The organism is Bradyrhizobium sp. 199 (assembly GCF_023073355.1).
Classification (GTDB): Bacteria; Pseudomonadota; Alphaproteobacteria; order Rhizobiales; family Xanthobacteraceae; genus Bradyrhizobium.
Genome location: NZ_JADPJI010000004.1, coordinates 203,446 through 220,141 on the forward strand (window position 1 = coordinate 203,446; position 16,696 = coordinate 220,141).

17 protein-coding genes are annotated in these 16,696 nt (G+C 64.9%); 10 read left to right on the plus strand and 7 right to left on the minus strand.

Features of this window, described 5'->3' with window-relative positions; all coding sequences use genetic code 11:
* Positions 1–618: a nucleotide exchange factor GrpE gene (gene grpE, locus IVB28_RS08130; protein WP_247525558.1), complete on the plus strand. Its 618-nt coding sequence runs from the start codon at positions 1–3 to the stop codon at positions 616–618.
* Positions 619–762: 144 nt separating this feature from the next.
* Here the strand turns inward: grpE and pncA are convergent, their stop codons facing one another.
* Positions 763–1,485: a bifunctional nicotinamidase/pyrazinamidase gene (pncA, locus tag IVB28_RS08135; protein ID WP_247525559.1), complete on the minus strand. Its 723-nt coding sequence runs from the start codon at positions 1,483–1,485 to the stop codon at positions 763–765.
* A gap of 199 nt (positions 1,486–1,684) precedes the next feature.
* Positions 1,685–2,626 (minus strand): hypothetical protein, encoded by a 942-nt coding sequence (locus IVB28_RS08140; protein ID WP_247525560.1) that lies wholly within the window; start codon positions 2,624–2,626, stop codon positions 1,685–1,687.
* A gap of 393 nt (positions 2,627–3,019) precedes the next feature.
* Between IVB28_RS08140 and dnaK the strand changes: the two genes are divergently transcribed.
* The 8 genes from dnaK (at position 3,020) to IVB28_RS08180 (ending at position 10,318) form a co-directional block, all read left to right on the plus strand.
* Positions 3,020–4,921, plus strand: a complete 1,902-nt coding sequence (gene dnaK, locus IVB28_RS08145) for a molecular chaperone DnaK (protein ID WP_028139411.1) — start codon at positions 3,020–3,022, stop codon at positions 4,919–4,921.
* A gap of 245 nt (positions 4,922–5,166) precedes the next feature.
* Complete coding sequence (gene dnaJ, locus IVB28_RS08150; protein ID WP_247525561.1) at positions 5,167–6,294, plus strand: molecular chaperone DnaJ; 1,128 nt, start codon at positions 5,167–5,169, stop codon at positions 6,292–6,294.
* An 85-nt stretch (positions 6,295–6,379) separates the two neighbouring features.
* Positions 6,380–6,979 (plus strand): rRNA adenine N-6-methyltransferase family protein, encoded by a 600-nt coding sequence (locus tag IVB28_RS08155; protein ID WP_247525562.1) that lies wholly within the window; start codon positions 6,380–6,382, stop codon positions 6,977–6,979.
* Positions 6,980–7,036: 57 nt separating this feature from the next.
* Positions 7,037–7,615, plus strand: coding sequence for an NAD(P)H-dependent oxidoreductase (locus IVB28_RS08160; RefSeq protein WP_247525563.1), 579 nt, complete (start codon positions 7,037–7,039; stop codon positions 7,613–7,615).
* A 6-nt stretch (positions 7,616–7,621) separates the two neighbouring features.
* A complete protein-coding gene (gene pyrF / locus IVB28_RS08165; protein ID WP_247525564.1) occupies positions 7,622–8,335 on the plus strand; it encodes an orotidine-5'-phosphate decarboxylase in 714 nt (237 codons plus the stop codon).
* Between the two features lie 69 nt (positions 8,336–8,404).
* Positions 8,405–8,716, plus strand: coding sequence for a DUF1330 domain-containing protein (locus IVB28_RS08170; RefSeq protein ID WP_027566211.1), 312 nt, complete (start codon positions 8,405–8,407; stop codon positions 8,714–8,716).
* Positions 8,717–8,851: 135 nt separating this feature from the next.
* Positions 8,852–9,667, plus strand: a complete 816-nt coding sequence (gene dapB, locus IVB28_RS08175) for a 4-hydroxy-tetrahydrodipicolinate reductase (RefSeq protein WP_247525565.1) — start codon at positions 8,852–8,854, stop codon at positions 9,665–9,667.
* A 27-nt stretch (positions 9,668–9,694) separates the two neighbouring features.
* Positions 9,695–10,318, plus strand: a complete 624-nt coding sequence (locus IVB28_RS08180; protein WP_247525566.1) for a 2,3-bisphosphoglycerate-dependent phosphoglycerate mutase — start codon at positions 9,695–9,697, stop codon at positions 10,316–10,318.
* A 142-nt stretch (positions 10,319–10,460) separates the two neighbouring features.
* On the opposite strand, the gene IVB28_RS08185 is transcribed toward IVB28_RS08180, so the two are convergent.
* Together IVB28_RS08185 and IVB28_RS08190 are read right to left on the minus strand one after the other, a co-directional pair.
* Positions 10,461–11,357: a bifunctional helix-turn-helix domain-containing protein/methylated-DNA--[protein]-cysteine S-methyltransferase gene (locus tag IVB28_RS08185; protein ID WP_247525567.1), complete on the minus strand. Its 897-nt coding sequence runs from the start codon at positions 11,355–11,357 to the stop codon at positions 10,461–10,463.
* A 55-nt stretch (positions 11,358–11,412) separates the two neighbouring features.
* Positions 11,413–11,946, minus strand: coding sequence for a DUF2244 domain-containing protein (locus tag IVB28_RS08190; protein WP_247525568.1), 534 nt, complete (start codon positions 11,944–11,946; stop codon positions 11,413–11,415).
* Positions 11,947–11,968: 22 nt separating this feature from the next.
* On the opposite strand from IVB28_RS08190, the gene nth reads away from it, so the two are divergent.
* Positions 11,969–12,721, plus strand: coding sequence for an endonuclease III (gene nth / locus IVB28_RS08195; protein ID WP_247525596.1), 753 nt, complete (start codon positions 11,969–11,971; stop codon positions 12,719–12,721).
* Between the two features lie 84 nt (positions 12,722–12,805).
* Here the strand turns inward: nth and IVB28_RS08200 are convergent, their stop codons facing one another.
* The 3 genes from IVB28_RS08200 to IVB28_RS08210 all read right to left on the minus strand — a co-directional run bounded on the left by IVB28_RS08200 (position 12,806) and on the right by IVB28_RS08210 (position 16,679).
* Entirely contained in the window at positions 12,806–13,546 is a 741-nt protein-coding gene (locus IVB28_RS08200) for a sulfate transporter family protein (protein WP_247525597.1), read from the minus strand.
* Positions 13,547–13,649: 103 nt separating this feature from the next.
* Entirely contained in the window at positions 13,650–14,096 is a 447-nt protein-coding gene (nikR, locus tag IVB28_RS08205) for a nickel-responsive transcriptional regulator NikR (RefSeq protein ID WP_247525569.1), read from the minus strand.
* A 123-nt stretch (positions 14,097–14,219) separates the two neighbouring features.
* The gene (locus IVB28_RS08210; protein WP_247525570.1) at positions 14,220–16,679 is read right to left on the minus strand and encodes a heavy metal translocating P-type ATPase; all 2,460 of its coding nucleotides are present in this window, start codon (positions 16,677–16,679) and stop codon (positions 14,220–14,222) included.
* Between the last annotated feature and the right edge of the window lie 17 nt (positions 16,680–16,696).

The window sequence follows — 16,696 nt, forward strand, 5'->3', positions numbered from 1 at the left end:
ATGACCGATCGAGACCGGCAACCCGAAGACACGACCGCGCCGACGCCCGAGCCCGTGGTGTCAAAGCCCTACATCATGCCCGACGATCCCGAGCCCGGCTCGGTCGAAACCTTGCAGAAGGAAGCCAGCGAAGCGCGCGACCGCATGCTGCGGACGCTGGCCGAGATGGAGAATTTGCGCAAGCGCACCGCCAAGGAGGTCGCCGATGCCCGCCTCTACGGCATCACCGGCTTTGCCCGCGACGTGCTCGACATCGCCGACAATCTCCAGCGCGCGCTCGATGCCGTTCCGGCCGAGGCGCGTGCCACCGCCGATCCCGGCCTGACCTCGCTGATCGAGGGCGTCGAGCTCACCGAGCGTTCGCTGCTCAACGCGCTGGAAAAGCATGGCGTCAAGAAGCTCGATCCGCAGGGGCAGAAGTTCGACCCGAACTTCCATCAGGCGATGTACGAAGTGCCCGATCCCTCCGTGCCCTCAGGCACCGTGGTCCAGATCATGCAGGCCGGCTATACCATCGGCGAGCGCGTGCTGCGCCCGGCCTTGGTCGGCGTCGCCAAGGGCGGCGCAAAGGCCGCGCCCGCGGCGAACAACAACGAGTCGAGCGACGCGCCGAACTAAAGTCGTCCCTCATGGTGAGGAGCCGCGCTTTTGCGCGGCGTCTCGAACCATGAAGGCCAAGGTGCAGCAGCGGGGCCTTCATCCTTCGAGACGCGCGAAGAAGCGCGCTCCTCAGGATGAGGGTTTTGCCGTGTTGCGTGTCGCTTACGCGCTCGCCGCGATGTCCGCAGACTGAATCCGCTTCACGCCGGCCTTGGCCATATCGGCCCAGGCTTTTGCCAGCGAACCCTGATTGTCGATGCCGCGGCAGGCGTCTTCCACCACATAGACCTCGAAGCCTGCCTTGCGCGCGTCGAGCGCGGTCCAGGCGACGCAGAAGTCTGTCGCCAACCCCGCCACGAAGACGCGCTTGATCTTGCGCCCCTTGAGGTATCCGGCAAGTCCCGTCGAGGTCTTGCCGTCGGCTTCGAGGAAAGCCGAATAGCTGTCGACGTCCTTGTGAAAGCCCTTGCGGATGATGAGCTCGGCATGCGGGATCGCAAGGTCCTTCGACAGCGAAGCGCCCTCGGTCCCCTGCACGCAATGGTCCGGCCACAGCACCTGCTTGCCGTAGGGAAGATCGACCGTTTCGAACGGCTTCTTGCCGGAATGCACCGACGCGAACGAGACGTGGCCCGGCGTGTGCCAGTCCTGCGTCATCACCACATTCGCAAACGCTTTGGCCATCTTGTTGATGACGGGCACCACCTGCTCGCCCTCCTTCACGGCGAGGCTGCCGCCGGGCAGGAAGCAGTTCTGCACGTCGATCACGAGCAGCGCGGATGCATCGTCCGGCTTGATCGATGCCGCCGCAAACAGCGCGGTCGGCGCGAGGCTCGCCAGCGCCGTCGTTCCAAGCATTGCCAAGACTTGTCGTCGGTCCAGCATCGTTCGCCTCCCTCGGGATGATCCAATAAAGGGAAGCCTAGTTCCGTTCGTATACGAACAGAAGCCCAAAATGCAGCCGGGTTTGGTGAGGGGTTGGGCTAAAGCATGATCCGGAAAAGTGCGCAGCGGTTTTCCGAAAAGATCATGCTTAAACAACAACCTAAAGCGCGGTGGCGATTGATCCTAATCGCATCGCGCTTTAGCCCTTCGGCTGGATGCCGTCGCGGACCGCCCGGAAGCGGGTGAAGGCGGCCGGCCACTGGTCGCGCGGGGCGCTGGCGACGATGCGCAGCGAGGCGCCTCCGCTGGAGAAGCGGATCCACTGCACCACCGTGACCGGGGTCTTTTCCTTGCCGCTGACGCCGTCGATCCGCGTCTCGAAACCCTGCTGGCCATTGATGCGGATCGGCTCCGACATGGTGACGCGCGATTCGCGCACGCCGGGGATCTGAAGCGCCGCCTCCTGAGCGAAGCGGGCGCGGTCGTCGGCGGCTTGCGGGGTGGCGCCGATCACGCCGAGGATCATGAACGGCTTCGACTCATAGCCGGTGCTCTCGTCGCCATCGGCCAGGATGATGCTCGAGCCCGGCGCCAGCGTGCGCACGTCCTTGAAGTCGGCGAGATCGGTGATCTTGAACGGCATCAGCGCGATCTGCTCCTCGGCCGAGACCTGCTTGCGGGTGGCGGCGGTCGCAAACATCTGCCGCACCGCTTCGTCCGTGTAGATCTTGGCCGCATTCTCCGGGATCTGCACCGCGACATAACCGGAGAAGCCGGCGCCCGGCACGATCATCGAATAGCGCTTTACCGGAGTGTCGCCGGCCTTGCCGCTTTCGGTGGTGAAATAGGCAAGGCCCGCGGGAGTCTCGACCTTGTCCTGCTTGACGCCATTCGTGCCGGCCGGATTGGAATTGAAGGCGCTCACGACCTCGCCATAGGCCGCCGGCGGCAGCTCGGTGATCAGCACCTTGACGCTGCCGTCCTCGCTCTCGAAGCCCGGAAAGGTTTTTGCGGTGTTGAGGCCGACCAGCGGCACCATGCCGAGGCGCAAGCCGGGCGGAAACACGGCGTCGGCGGCAAGCGCCGGAAACGCGGAGGCAACAAAGAGGGCGAGCGCGGCAAGGGGACGGATCAGCTTCATGGGCACTCTGATTGGTTCACATTGAGGCCGTTCGATGGTCGGCCACCGGGCCGCTTTGTCGCGCGGAGCAGCCATGGCGGCGGCCCGGCCGGTTCGCCTTTTAGCGGGTTTGGGCTTGCGGCAACAGGGTGAGGACCACCTGCGGCGCGGGGACTTGCCGAGACCTGAACCTGTTAATAATTCCTCACCCGCAAGGCGGTGAAGCCCGGATATGTTCTTCCAAAACCCAATGTTTTCGCGGCAGAAACCTGGCTTCGGTCCTTGCGGGCCCCTCCCCCCCTCCTATATGAGCCTCAATCATCGCAATATCGCGGATGTTTGATCTTAGGGGGTTTCGGTTTGGGTGCCTTCCGGGCCCAGCCAACCTGCCGCAAAAACAAGGATATCAGGACCATGGGAAAGGTCATTGGGATCGATCTCGGCACCACGAATTCGTGCGTCGCCGTGATGGATGGCAAGAACGCCAAAGTCATCGAAAATTCCGAAGGCATGCGCACGACGCCCTCGATCGTCGCCGTCACGGACGACGGTGAGCGCCTCGTCGGCCAGCCGGCGAAGCGCCAGGCCGTTACCAATCCCGAGCGCACCTTCTTCGCAGTGAAGCGCCTCATCGGCCGCCGCTACGACGACCCGATGGTCGAGAAGGACAAGAAGCTCGTCCCCTACAAGATCGTGAAGGCTTCCAACGGCGACGCCTGGGTCGAGGCCGACGGCCAGACCTACTCGCCCTCGCAGGTCTCGGCGTTCATCTTGCAGAAGATGAAGGAGACCGCGGAAGCCCATCTCGGCCAGAAGGTCGACCAGGCCGTCATCACCGTTCCCGCCTACTTCAACGACGCCCAGCGCCAGGCGACCAAGGACGCCGGCAAGATCGCGGGCCTCGAAGTGCTGCGCATCATCAACGAGCCGACCGCGGCTGCGCTCGCCTATGGCCTCGACAAGACCAAGACCGGTACCATCGCGGTGTACGATCTCGGCGGCGGCACGTTTGATATCTCGATCCTCGAGATCGGCGACGGGGTGTTCGAGGTGAAGTCGACCAACGGCGACACCTTCCTCGGCGGCGAAGATTTCGACATGCGTCTGGTCGGCTATCTCGCCGACGAATTCCAGAAGGAGCAGGGCATCAACCTGCGCAACGACAAGCTCGCGCTGCAGCGCCTGAAGGAAGCCGCTGAAAAGGCCAAGATCGAGCTGTCATCGACGACGCAAACCGAGATCAACCTGCCCTTCATCACCGCGGACCAGACCGGTCCGAAGCATCTGACGATGAAGCTCACCCGCGCCAAGTTCGAGGCGCTGGTCGACGATCTCGTCCAGAAGACCGTCGAGCCCTGCCGCAAGGCGCTGAAGGACGCCGGCGTCACCGCCGGTGAGATCGGCGAAGTGGTTCTGGTCGGCGGCATGTCGCGCATGCCGAAGGTCCAGGAAGTCGTGAAGCAGCTGTTCGGTAAGGAGCCGCACAAGGGCGTCAACCCGGACGAAGTCGTGGCGATCGGCGCCGCGATCCAGGCCGGCGTGCTCCAGGGCGACGTCAAGGACGTGCTGCTGCTCGACGTCACCCCGCTGTCGCTGGGCATCGAGACGCTGGGCGGCGTGTTCACCCGCATCATCGACCGCAACACCACGATCCCGACCAAGAAGAGCCAGGTGTTCTCGACCGCCGAGGATAGCCAGAACGCGGTCACCATCCGCGTCTTCCAGGGCGAGCGTGAAATGGCGGCTGACAACAAGATGCTCGGCCAGTTCGACCTGATGGGCATTCCGCCGGCTCCGCGCGGCATGCCGCAGATCGAGGTGACGTTCGACATCGACGCCAACGGTATCGTCAACGTCTCGGCCAAGGACAAGGCCACCGGCAAGGAGCAGCAGATCCGCATCCAGGCCTCCGGCGGCCTGTCGGAAGCTGACATCGAGAAGATGGTCAAGGACGCCGAGGCCAATGCCGAGGCGGACAAGAAGCGCCGCGAGGCCGTCACTGCCAAGAACGAGGCGGATGGTCTGGTGCATTCGACCGAGAAGGCTTTGGCCGAGCACGGCTCGAAGGTCGGCGAGACCGAGCGCCGCGCCATCGAGGATGCCGTCGGCGACCTCAAGGAAGCGCTGAAGGGCGACGATGCCGAGGCGATCAAGGCCAAGACTCAAACGCTGGCCCAGGCTTCGATGAAGCTCGGCGAGGCCATGTACAAGCAGCAGGCCGAGGCCGACGCCAAGAAGGACGCGGCCAAGGACGACGTCGTCGACGCGGAATTCACCGAGGTCGACGACGACAAGAACAACAAGAAGTCCGCCTGAACCCCGAGAGGGTGACGATGCGGACGGCTTGGACCCCATACGCGCTAAAGGCCTCCTCCCTTGCGGGGGAGGCCGTCGCGTCGGGCTCGACGGGACGGGTGCCCGTTACGATCAATCAATTCCCAGCCGTTATGCTGAACGCCGCTATGGGGCCCTCTGCCGCCAGGCGGAAGGCCGCCTATATTGTCGCGTGGCGACGTTGTTTCGCTCCGACTTGAATCGCGATTGGATAGACCGAGTCCGACATGTCCACGTCCACCAAGCGCTGCTACTACGAGACCCTCGAGGTCGACCGCGACGCCGACGAAGGCAAGCTGAAGTCGTCGTTCCGCAAGCTCGCGATGAAATTCCATCCCGACCGCAACCCGGGGGATGAGACCAGCGAAGTCAAATTCAAGGAACTCAACGAGGCCTACGAGGTCCTGAAGGACAAGGACAAGCGCGCCGCCTATGACCGTTACGGTCATGCCGCTTTCGAGCAGGGCGGCGGTGGTGCCGGGTTCGGCGCGGGCTTCGCCTCCTCTTTTTCCGACATTTTCGAAGATTTGTTCGGCATGGCCGGGCAGCGCGGCCGCGGCGGCCGTGAGCGCGGCGCCGACCTGCGCTACAACATGGAAATCACGCTCGAGGAAGCCTTTGGCGGCAAGACCGCGCAGATCGAGATTCCGGTCTCGGTCACCTGCGAGGCCTGCTCGGGCATCGGCGCCAAGGCCGGAACCAAGCCCAAGACCTGTTCGACCTGCGGCGGCGCCGGCCGCGTGCGGCAGTCGCAGGGCTTCTTCACGCTGGAGCGGACCTGTCCGGGTTGTCAGGGCCGCGGCCAGATGATCGAGGATGCCTGCCCGTCCTGCTCGGGCCAGGGCCGCGTCACCCGCGAGCGGAATCTGTCGGTGAACATTCCCCCGGGTGTCGAGGACGGCACAAGGATCAGGCTCGCCGGTGAGGGTGAGGCGGGGGTTCGCGGCGGTCCGCCCGGCGACCTCTACATCTTTCTGTCGCTGGTCCAGCACCAGTTCTTCCAGCGCGACGGCGCCGATCTGCATTGCCGTGTGCCGATCTCGATGGTGACGGCCGCCCTCGGCGGCGAATTCGAGGTGCCGACCATCGACAAGGGCAAGGCCAAGGTGAAGGTGCCGGCCGGGACTCAGTCCAACCGCCGATTCCGCATCGCGTCAAAAGGCATGCCGGTGCTGCGGTCGCGCCAGATGGGCGACATGTATGTTCAGGTCGTGGTCGAGACGCCGCAGAACCTCACCAAGAAGCAGCAGGAATTGCTGGCCGAGTTCGAAAAGCTGTCCTCCGGCAACACCCAGCCGGAATCCGAGGGCTTCTTCGCCAAGGTCAAGGATTTCTTCGGCAATCGGGCGAGTTGACTTGGCTTGACCGTACCGCCTTCGGGCTATACGTCTTTATGACCATTTTCTGACACGCGGTCCCGCGGTCCCGTCCGGTCCTGACATGCCATTGCCATCGTCCGCGCGTGCGTTGAAGAAGCCTCGTCTCGACGACGAGGTGCGCTTTCTCAGATCATGGATCGAAAAGCCGCTGCACATGGGCGCCGTGACGCCGTCGGGCAAGCTGCTGGCCCGGACCATGGCCCATTACGTCGATGTCGATTCGGACGCGCCTGTGGTCGAACTCGGGCCCGGGACCGGCGCCATCACCTCGGCCCTGGTCGAGCGCGGTGTCGATCAGAAGCGTCTCGTTCTCGTCGAATACAATCCCGGCTTCTGCGCGCTGCTGCGCGACCGCTATCCGCAGGCCAAGGTGGTGCAGGGCGATGCCTATCGCCTCCGCGACACGCTTTGGAACGTGCTGAGCGCGCCGGCCTCCGCGGTCGTCTCGGGCCTGCCGCTCGTGACAAAGCCGATGCTGACCCGGCTGCGGCTGATCCGCGACGCCTTCACGGCGCTCGCGCCCGGGGCGCCCTTCGTCCAGTTCACCTATGCGGTAGTGCCGCCGATCCCGAAATCGCTGCCCGGCGTGTCCACAGAGGCTTCGGAACGGATCTGGATGAACCTTCCGCCCGCCCGCGTCTGGGTGTATCGCAAGGACTAATTCCGCCGGCTTGTTTTCTTGCGCGGCGGGCTGGTTTCGCCGAACGCATGGAAGCGGATGTCCGCACCCAAAATCCTGGTCATTCCCGGCTCGCTGCGCACCGGTTCGCACAATGCGAAGCTGGCGGCGGTCGCCGCGTATGAATTCGCCCGGGCCGGCGTCGACGTCACCCGTATCTCGCTCGCCGACTTCCCGCTGCCGATCTACGACGGCGATCTTCAGGCCAAATCCGGCGTGCCCAAGTATGCGATCAATCTCAAGCGCATGATCGGCGCGCATCATGGCGTGTTGATCGTCTCGCCCGAATACAACGCCTCGGTGCCGCCGCTGCTCAAGAACGCGATCGACTGGGTCAGCCGCGTGCACGAGCTGCACGAGGCGCGCGGCGAAGTCTTCCGCAACCGCACCTTCGCGCTCGCCGGCGCCTCGCAGAGCCGGCTGGGAGCTGCCCGCGCGCTTCAGGCGTTGCGGCTGATCCTGACCTCGTGCCACGCCAATGTGATTGCCAGCCAGCTCACGCTCGCCTTCGCCGACCAGGCCTATGACGATATGGACAGGCTGAAGAACGAGGGCGACATCGCCGCGTTGAAGGAGCTGGTCGCGCAGTTGATCGACATTTCCCAACGCATGATGTGAGGTGACATGACGCCAGCCGAGATCGCCCCAAAGGACCGCCTGATCGTCGCGCTCGATCTGCCCAGCGTCGATGCCGCGGAAGCGATGATCGCTCAGCTCGGCGACAGCGTCACCTTCTACAAGATCGGCTATCAGCTCGCCTATGCCGCAGGCCTGCCGCTGGTCGGCAAGCTCGCCGACAGGGGCAAGAAGGTTTTCGCCGATCTCAAGATGCACGACATCGGCAACACGGTTACGCGTGGTGTGGAAAGTGTGGCGAAGCTGGGCGCAACCTTCGTCACCGTGCACGCCTATCCGCAGACCATGAAGGGCGCCGTCGAAGGCCGCGGCGATTCGAGCCTGAAGATTCTCGCCGTCACGGTGCTGACCTCCTACAACGAGGACGATCTGCACGCTGCCGGCTATCGGCTCGGCGTCTCCGAGCTGGTCGAGGCGCGCGCGCAGCAGGCGCAGGTGCTCGGCGTCGACGGTCTCGTGTCCTCGCCCGAGGAGGTCGGTGCGTTGCGCAAGATCGTCGGCCACCAGATGAGCCTGGTCACGCCGGGCATCCGGCCGGCGGGCGCGGCAAGCGGCGATCAGAAACGCATCATGACGCCGGGCCGTGCGATCGCCGCCGGCGCCGACTATCTCGTCGTCGGACGGCCGATCGTCGAAGCCGCCGACCCGAAGGCGATTGCGGAAGCAATCCAGGCCGAGATCGCGCAGGCGCTCGGAGCATGATCCGGAAAACTGTGCAGCGGTTTTCCGATCAGATCATGCTCAAATAGAACCACAGCAGGGAGAAGAACAATGGCAAAAGGCTACTGGATCGGGCGCGTCGATGTGAGCAGTGACGAGGGCTACAAGCCCTACGCCGTCGCCAACGGTCCGATCTTCAAGAAATGGGGCGGCCGCTTCGTCGTGCGCGCCGGCAAGTTCACCACCGTCGAAGGCGCCAGCCGCACCCGCAACGTCGTGATCGAATTCCCGGACTACGAAACCGCGATCGCCTGCTACAACTCACCGGAATACCAGGCCAACATCAAGGTGCGCCAGCCGCACTCGGTCGCCGATCTCATCATCATCGAGGGCTATGACGGCCCGCAGCCGTCGGACGGCTGAGGCGCGATAGGCACCGTCATTCCGGGTCTGGTCCTTCGGACCACCCCGGAACGACGGTGAATGTCGCCGCCTGATCCCCCTCGGTTGCCGGAACTGCCTCCCCCGGCTACAAACGGCTCCGAAGAGGATCACACCATGTCCGACATGCGCTTGATTGTTGCTGGAGCCGGCGGCCGGATGGGGCGCGCGTTGGTGCGGGCGATTGCCGAGAGCAAAGGGGCGGTGCTGGCCGGCGCGCTGGAGGCGCCTGGCTCCGAGCTGCTCGGCAAGGATGCCGGCGTGCTCGCAGGCCTGCCCGCCAACGGCATCAAGCTGTCGGCCGATATCTGGGCGATGTCGAAGGAGGCCGACGGCATCCTCGATTTCACCGTGCCGGCGGCGACGATCGCCAATGTCGCGATCGCCGCCGAGCGCGGTATCGTGCATGTCGTCGGCACCACGGGGCTGTCGGGCTCCGACAACGCCGTGATCAAGAGCGTCACCAATCGCGCGGTCGTGGTGCAATCGGGCAATATGAGCCTGGGCGTCAATCTGCTGGCCGCGGTGGTCAAGCGCGTCGCCAAGGCGCTCGACCAGAGCTTCGATATCGAGATCATCGAAACCCATCATCGCATGAAGGTCGACGCGCCGTCGGGCACCGCACTGATGCTGGGCCAGGCCGCAGCTTCCGGCCGCGGCGTCGCCCTCGATGAACATTCCGAGCGCGGCCGTGACGGCATCACCGGTGCGCGCAGGCCGGGCAATATCGGTTTCGCCTCGTTGCGTGGCGGCACCGTCGCCGGCGACCATAGCGTGACCTTCCTCGGCCCGTTCGAGCGCCTGACGCTGTCGCATCAGGCCGAGGACCGCATGCTGTTCGCCCATGGCGCGCTGAAGGCGGCGCTGTGGGCGCATGGCAAGAAGCCCGGGCACTACTCCATGGCCGACGTGCTCGGCCTTGCCGATCTCTAGTCGACAATAAGCAACGGAAAGCAGTCAATGAGCGAACGTCTTCTCGTGCTCGTGCGCCACGGCCAGAGCGAATGGAATCTGAAGAACCTGTTCACGGGTTGGAAGGACCCTGACCTCACCGAGCTCGGCGTGAAGGAAGCCACGGAAGCCGGCCGCAAGCTGAAGGCGCAGGGGCTGGTGTTCGACGTCGCCTACACCTCCGTGTTGACGCGCGCGCAGCACACGCTCGATCTCATTCTCGGCGAGCTCGACCAGAGGAGCCTGCCAACGACGAAGAACCTCGCGCTGAACGAGCGCGACTATGGCGATCTCTCTGGCCTCAACAAGGACGACGCCCGCAAGAAATGGGGCGAGGACCAGGTGCTGATCTGGCGCCGCTCCTATGACGTGCCGCCGCCCGGCGGCGAAAGCCTGAAGGACACGCTGGCGCGGGCACTGCCCTATTACGTGCAGGAGATTCTGCCCGGCGTGCTCAACGGCAAGCGCACCCTCATTGCCGCCCACGGCAACTCGCTGCGCGCGCTGATCATGGTGCTGGAAAAGCTCTCGCCTGAAGGCATTTTGAAGCGCGACCTCGCGACAGGTGTGCCGATCATTTACCGGCTCAATGCGGATTCGACCGTGGCCTCGAAGCTGGATCTGGCGGGCTAAGCGAGATCTCGCAGGGTCGGCAAAGCGACTTGTCCGCCGTAGCTCGAAGAGCGAAGCGGGAAGCGGGCCCACGTTCTGTCGGCGGTTTCAGAGAGATCGTGGGCACGGCGCTGCGCGCCTTTGCCACCCTACAGCAGCGTGATTACTGCATCCCCAGCTGCCCGGCTTCCCAGCCCAGCATCGCCTGCTTGCGGGTGATGCCCCAGTGATAGCCGGTGAGCGTGCCGCTCTTGCCGAGCGCGCGATGACAGGGCACGACGAACGAGACCGGGTTCTTGCCGACCGCGGCGCCGACAGCGCGAGAGGCCTTCGGGCTGTTGATGTTGCAGGCGATGTCGGAATAGGACACCGCACGCCCCATCGGGATTTTCAGCAGCGTCTCCCAGACCCGCACTTCGAAATCGGTACCGATCATCACCACGCGCAGCGGCTGGTCCGGCCGCCAGAGCTTGGTGTCGAAGACGCGCGCAGCGAGCGGGGCCGTGCCCTCGTGGTCCTCGACATAGCTGGCGTTCGGCCAGCGCCGCGTCATGTCGGCAAGCGCGACCTTCTCCTCGCCATGGTCGGCGAAGGCAAGGCCTGACAGGCCGCGGTCGGTGGCGATCACGATCGCGGTGCCGAACGGCGAGGGGTGAAAACCGTAGCGCAAGGTCAGGCCGGCGCCGCCGTTCTTCCATTCACCCGGCGACATCGCTTCATGGGTGACGAAGAGATCGTGCAGCCGCCCCGGGCCCGACAAGCCGGAGTCGAGCGCGGCGTCGAGAATGCTCGCGGAGTCCCGCAGCAAGCCCTTGGCGTGATCGAGCGTCAGCGCTTGCATGAAAGCCTTCGGCGTGATCGAGGCCCAGCGGCGGAACAGATGGTGCAGCTCATCAGGCGTGACGCCGGCCGCATCGGCCATCGCCTCGATGGCCGGCTGCGCGCGCCAGTTCGCCGAGATGAAGGCAATGGCCCGGCGCACCGAATCATAGTCGCGCAGCGCGGCGTTCTGGGGGCCCGGCTTGGCCAGGCGCTGGTCATGTATGGCGAGTGTCATCATGATCGGAAATGTAGGGGAGAGACGGGCGCGAAACCACCCGATTTCCGACCTCAGATCAGCGAAGCGGGTTGTAGGTCGGGCCGCGCCTGGCGGCGTTGAGTGCCTCAACCAAGCCTTTGTAAAAACTTGCTTTTTCTTCCGGACCCAAGAAGCGGGCGACCTGGATCTGGTGGCCGCGCGAGATCAGATAGAGATGCTCGATGCCAAAGTCCTCGTCGACCTCCATGTCGAGGCGCACCCAGAGCGGATTGAAGGTCCATTCGGCGACCTGGCCGCGATGGCTGATCCGCCGCACGCGCAATTCGGAGGTCGTGACCGTAATTTCCTCGCGTGCGCGCGCGGTGCGGAAATTGGCCCGGAATGCCCACCAGATCACCAGCACGTCGAGGCTGAAGAAACCAAGCACCGGCCAGGCCCCCTTCAACAGGAAAGCAAGGCCGGTGGCAAAGCTCACCACGCTCAGAAACAGCATCACGGCGAGGAATCCCGTGCGGTTCAACGAGCGGTGTGGCGTCAGCAGCGCCGAGAAGATCTGAGGCTCGTCCTCGCTTTCAGATCGCTCGCGCTCAATTTCGTTGCCTGTGCTCATCGTCCCTCAGTATATCCCGATGATGGCGAAAATCACCCGCAAGCCGGCTCCGCGCAAAGCGCCCGTGCCGAAGAAAAAGGCAAAGCCGGCCATCGCGAAGCCGAAAGCTCCCGCCAAGAAATCGCTCAAGGCGATAAGACCCTGGACCCCCGCCGAGGTCCACGAAGCTTTCAGCCGTTTCCGCAAGGCCAATCCGGAACCGAAAGGCGAGCTCGAGCATGTCAATCCGTTCACGCTGCTGGTGGCCGTGGTGCTGTCGGCGCAGGCGACCGATGCCGGCGTGAACAAGGCGACGCGCGCATTGTTCGAAGTCGCCGACACCCCGCAGAAGATGCTCGACCTCGGCGAGGAGCGCTTACGCGAGTACATCAAGACCATCGGCCTCTACCGCACCAAGGCCAGGAATGTCATCGCGCTGTCGGCAAAGGTGCTGAGCGAGTTCGGCGGCGAGGTGCCGCGCACGCGCGCCGAGATCGAGTCGTTGCCCGGCGCCGGTCGCAAGACTGCCAACGTCGTGCTCAACATGGCGTTCGGCGAGCACACCATGGCGGTCGACACGCATGTGTTCCGTGTCGGCAACCGCACCGGGCTTGCACCCGGCAAGACGCCGCTTGAGGTCGAGCTCGGTCTCGAAAAGGTGATCCCGGCGGAGTTCATGCTGCACGCGCATCATTGGCTGATCCTGCACGGCCGCTATACTTGCCTCGCACGCAGGCCGCGCTGCGAGGTCTGCCTGATCAACGATCTTTGCCGGTGGCCGGAAAAGACGGTTTAAGGCATTCTTCGCCACACCGGGCGCCTGGTTTCCCCGGCCCCCTCACTTCCATGATCTGTAGGGCCTCGATCAGCCGGCCCGCCGTTATCGCATTTGCCGCGCGGGCTCGATCAGCTCCGGCCGCGGGCCTGACAGCCGCTTGTGCATGTGGACCATGAAGGCCATGCCGAAGATGGGCGTCGCCAGATTGAGGATCGGGATCGAGACGAAGGCGGCGATGAACAGGCCGGCGGTGAAGATGGTGACGGCGTTGTCGCGCCGCATCGCTTTGGCCTCTTCCGGCGAGCGGAAGCGCATCGCCGCGAGTTCGAAATATTCACGTCCCAGCAGCCAGGCGGCGGCGAGGAAGAAGACCAGGAAGCCGGCGCCAGCGAACAGCACCAGCGGCAGCGCGATCAGATAGATCAGGATCGTCAGTAGCGCGGTCTTGATCCCCTCGAAGATCGCCTGGTTGAACGGCAGCGCGCGGCCGGGCTGCTCGGCCGGATAATGCTCGCGCTCGACGATATCGGCGACGTCGTCGACGAACAGGCTCGCCACCACCGAAGTGATCGCCGGCATCAGGAAGACGCCGCCGAACACGACGCCGAGGCCCGCCGCGATCGAGACGATCCAGGACAGGATTTCGAGCGATGTATGCCAGCCGGGTCCGAGCAGGCCCTCCAGCCAGACCTCGCCGGAGGTCGCAAACCAGCTCAGCAGCCGCTGCAATCCGATCGCCAGCACGATGATCAGCACGAGCGCAAGCCCGATCGATCGCCACAGGATCGAGCGCATCGGCGGCGAGATCATTTGCGACAGCGCCTTCACGGCGGCATCCAGCATGGGGGCCCCTTTCACGAAATCACCCGCGAGAGGTAGAGATGCACGGCGGTTTCGGCAAGGGAGGGTGATGGCCCAAGGCACGGCTGCGTCCGAGGCACGCAAGCTACCCGTGCCGATGCCCGTGTTTCCGCGCCTTGGCCTGCTTGCCTTCCCCTGTCGGGATCATCACCACCCGGCCGTAGCGCACGCCGCGTTCGGCGATGATGTGGTCGGCGAAATGCCGGACCTCGGCGGCGTCGCCGCGCAGCGCGGTCATCTCCATGCAATTGTTATCGTCGAGATGGACGTGCAGCGTCGCCAGCGCGAGGTCGTGATGGCCGTGGAATTCCTGCACCAGGCGCTTCGACAGATCGCGAGCGGCGTGGTCATAGACATAGACGAGGCCGGCGACGCAGGGGCCGGTCTGCGCGGTGTCCTCGGTGCTCTGCTGCAGGCCGGCGCGGGCGAGATCGCGGATGATCTCGGAGCGGTTCTGGTAGCCGCGTGCTTCCGCCGCCGCGTCGATCTCCGCCAGTAGATCGTCCTCGATCGTGATCGTAATTCGCTGCATTCGATTTCCCCCGGTCCCGTGCCGTGAACCGTAGCCCGGATGGAGCGAAGCGCAATCCGGGACGGGCGCCAATTTATGGGCAAACCCGGATTTCGCTTTGCTCCATCCGGGCTTCCCGGTTCTTTATAACTTCGTCGCACGCAGCCGCAGCGCATTTCCGACCACGCTGACGGAGGACAGCGCCATCGCCGCCGCGGCGATGATCGGCGACAGCAGCACGCCGAAGGTGGGATAGAGGATGCCGGCGGCAATCGGAATGCCGGCGGCGTTGTAGATGAAGGCGAAGAACAGGTTCTGGCGGATGTTGCTCATGGTCGCCTGCGACAGTTTTCGGGCGCGGACGATGCCCGTGAGATCGCCCTTGAGCAGGGTCACGCCCGCGCTCTCCATCGCCACATCGGTGCCGGTGCCCATGGCGATGCCGACCTCGGCGGCGGCCAGCGCCGGCGCGTCGTTGACGCCGTCGCCGGCCATCGCGACGACGCGACCGGCCTTTTGCAGCCTGGTCACCACCGCGCTCTTCTGATCCGGCAGCACCTCCGCCTCGACCTCGGCGATGCCGAGCCGGCGCGCCACCGCCTCAGCCGTGGTGCGGTTGTCGCCGGTGAGCATGATCACTTTGATGCCTTCCTCGGCCAGCGCCTTCAGCGCCTCCGCCGTTGTGGCCTTGACCGGATCGGCGATCGCGAACAGGCCGGCGACACGGCCATCGACGGCCATGTTGATCACCGTGGCCCCGTCCTGGCGCAGCCGTTCGGCTTCAGTGTCGAGCGCCGTCGTGTCGATGCCGATCGAGGCGAGATATCTGGCATTGCCGAGCACGATGGTTTTGCCGTCGACCTTGCCGGTGGCGCCCTTGCCGGTCGGCGAGTCGAATTGCTCGATCTGGCCGAGGGCAAGCTGCTTCTCATTGGCTGCACGCACGATCGCGTCAGCCAAAGGATGTTCGCTGGCGCGCTCGACGCTGGCCGCAAGCCGGAGGATGTCGTCTTCCGCAAGGCCGGATGCCGGCGAGATCGCGACCACCTTGGGCTTGCCCTCGGTCAGCGTTCCGGTCTTGTCGACCACCAGCGTGTCGATCTTCTCCATTCGCTCCAGCGCCTCGGCGTTCTTGATCAGCACGCCTCCTTGCGCACCGCGTCCGACGCCGACCATGATCGACATCGGGGTCGCAAGGCCCAGCGCGCAGGGACAGGCGATGATCAGCACGCTGACGGCAGCGACGAGCCCGAAGGCGAGCCGCGGCTCCGGACCGAACCACGACCAGGCCGCAAAGGCGGCGAGCGCGACGGCAATGACGGTCGGCACGAACCAGCCCGCGACCTGATCGGCCAGCCGCTGGATCGGCGCGCGCGAGCGCTGCGCGTCCGCGACCATCTGCACGATCTGCGACAGCAGCGTCTCGCGTCCGACCTTGTCGGCACGCATGATGAAGCTGCCCGACTGGTTCAGCGTGCCCGCAATGACTTTCGCGCCGGCTTCCTTGGTGACCGGCATGGACTCGCCGGTGACCAGGGATTCGTCGAGCGAGGAGCGGCCCTCCAGGATGATTCCATCGACCGGCACCTTCTCGCCGGGACGGACGCGCAAGCGATCGTCGGCGTGAAGCGTATCGATCTCGACCTCATGCTCGCTGCCATCGGCGTCGACGCGGCGCGCGGTCTTCGGTGCCAGCTGCAACAGCGCCTTGATCGCGCCCGAGGTTGCGTCACGGGCACGCAGCTCCAGCACCTGACCGAGCAGCACCAGCACGGTGATGACGGCAGCCGCCTCGAAATAGACGGCGACCGCGCCGTCATGGCCACGGAAGGTGGCAGGAAAAATCTGCGGCGCGACGGTGCCGATGATGCTGTAGACATAGGCAACACCGGTGCCCATCGCGATCAGCGTGAACATGTTGAGGTTGCGGGTCGGCAGCGATTGCCAGCCGCGAACGAAGAACGGCCAGCCGGCCCACAGCACGACGGGTGTGGCGAATGCGAGCTGGATCCAGTTCGAGAGCGTCTGATCAATCCAGTTGTGGGGACCTGCCAGATGGCCGCCCATCTCCAGCACCACGGCCGGCAGCGCCAGCGCACCGCCGATCCAGAACCGCCGCGTCATGTCGGCAAGCTCCGGATTGGGGCCGGCCTCCAGGCTCGCCACTTCCGGCTCCAGCGCCATGCCGCAGATCGGGCAGCTGCCGGGTCCGGCCTGGCGGATCTCCGGATGCATCGGACAGGTGTAGATCGTGCCCGCCGGCATCTCCGGCGCGGGCGCCTTCTCCTTGGCAAGATATTTGGCGGGATCGGCAGCGAACTTGGTGCGGCAGCCGGCCGAGCAGAAATGGAAGGTCTCGCCGTGATGTGTGAGGTGGTGCTTCGAGGTGGCGGGATCGACGGTCATGCCGCAGACCGGATCGAGCACCTTGGTCGCGCCATCACCATGGTCATGCGCATGATGATGAGCGTGGCCGGCGTGATCGCCGTGTCCGCCGCAGCAGGAAGCCTGCGCCGGCTTCGCCGCCGGCGCAGCTTTGCTGGAACAGCCGCATCCGGAATGTGTTTCAGGCTTGTGATGGTGCCCGTGATCCCCGTGTTTCATGGCGACGCTCCGGCCTT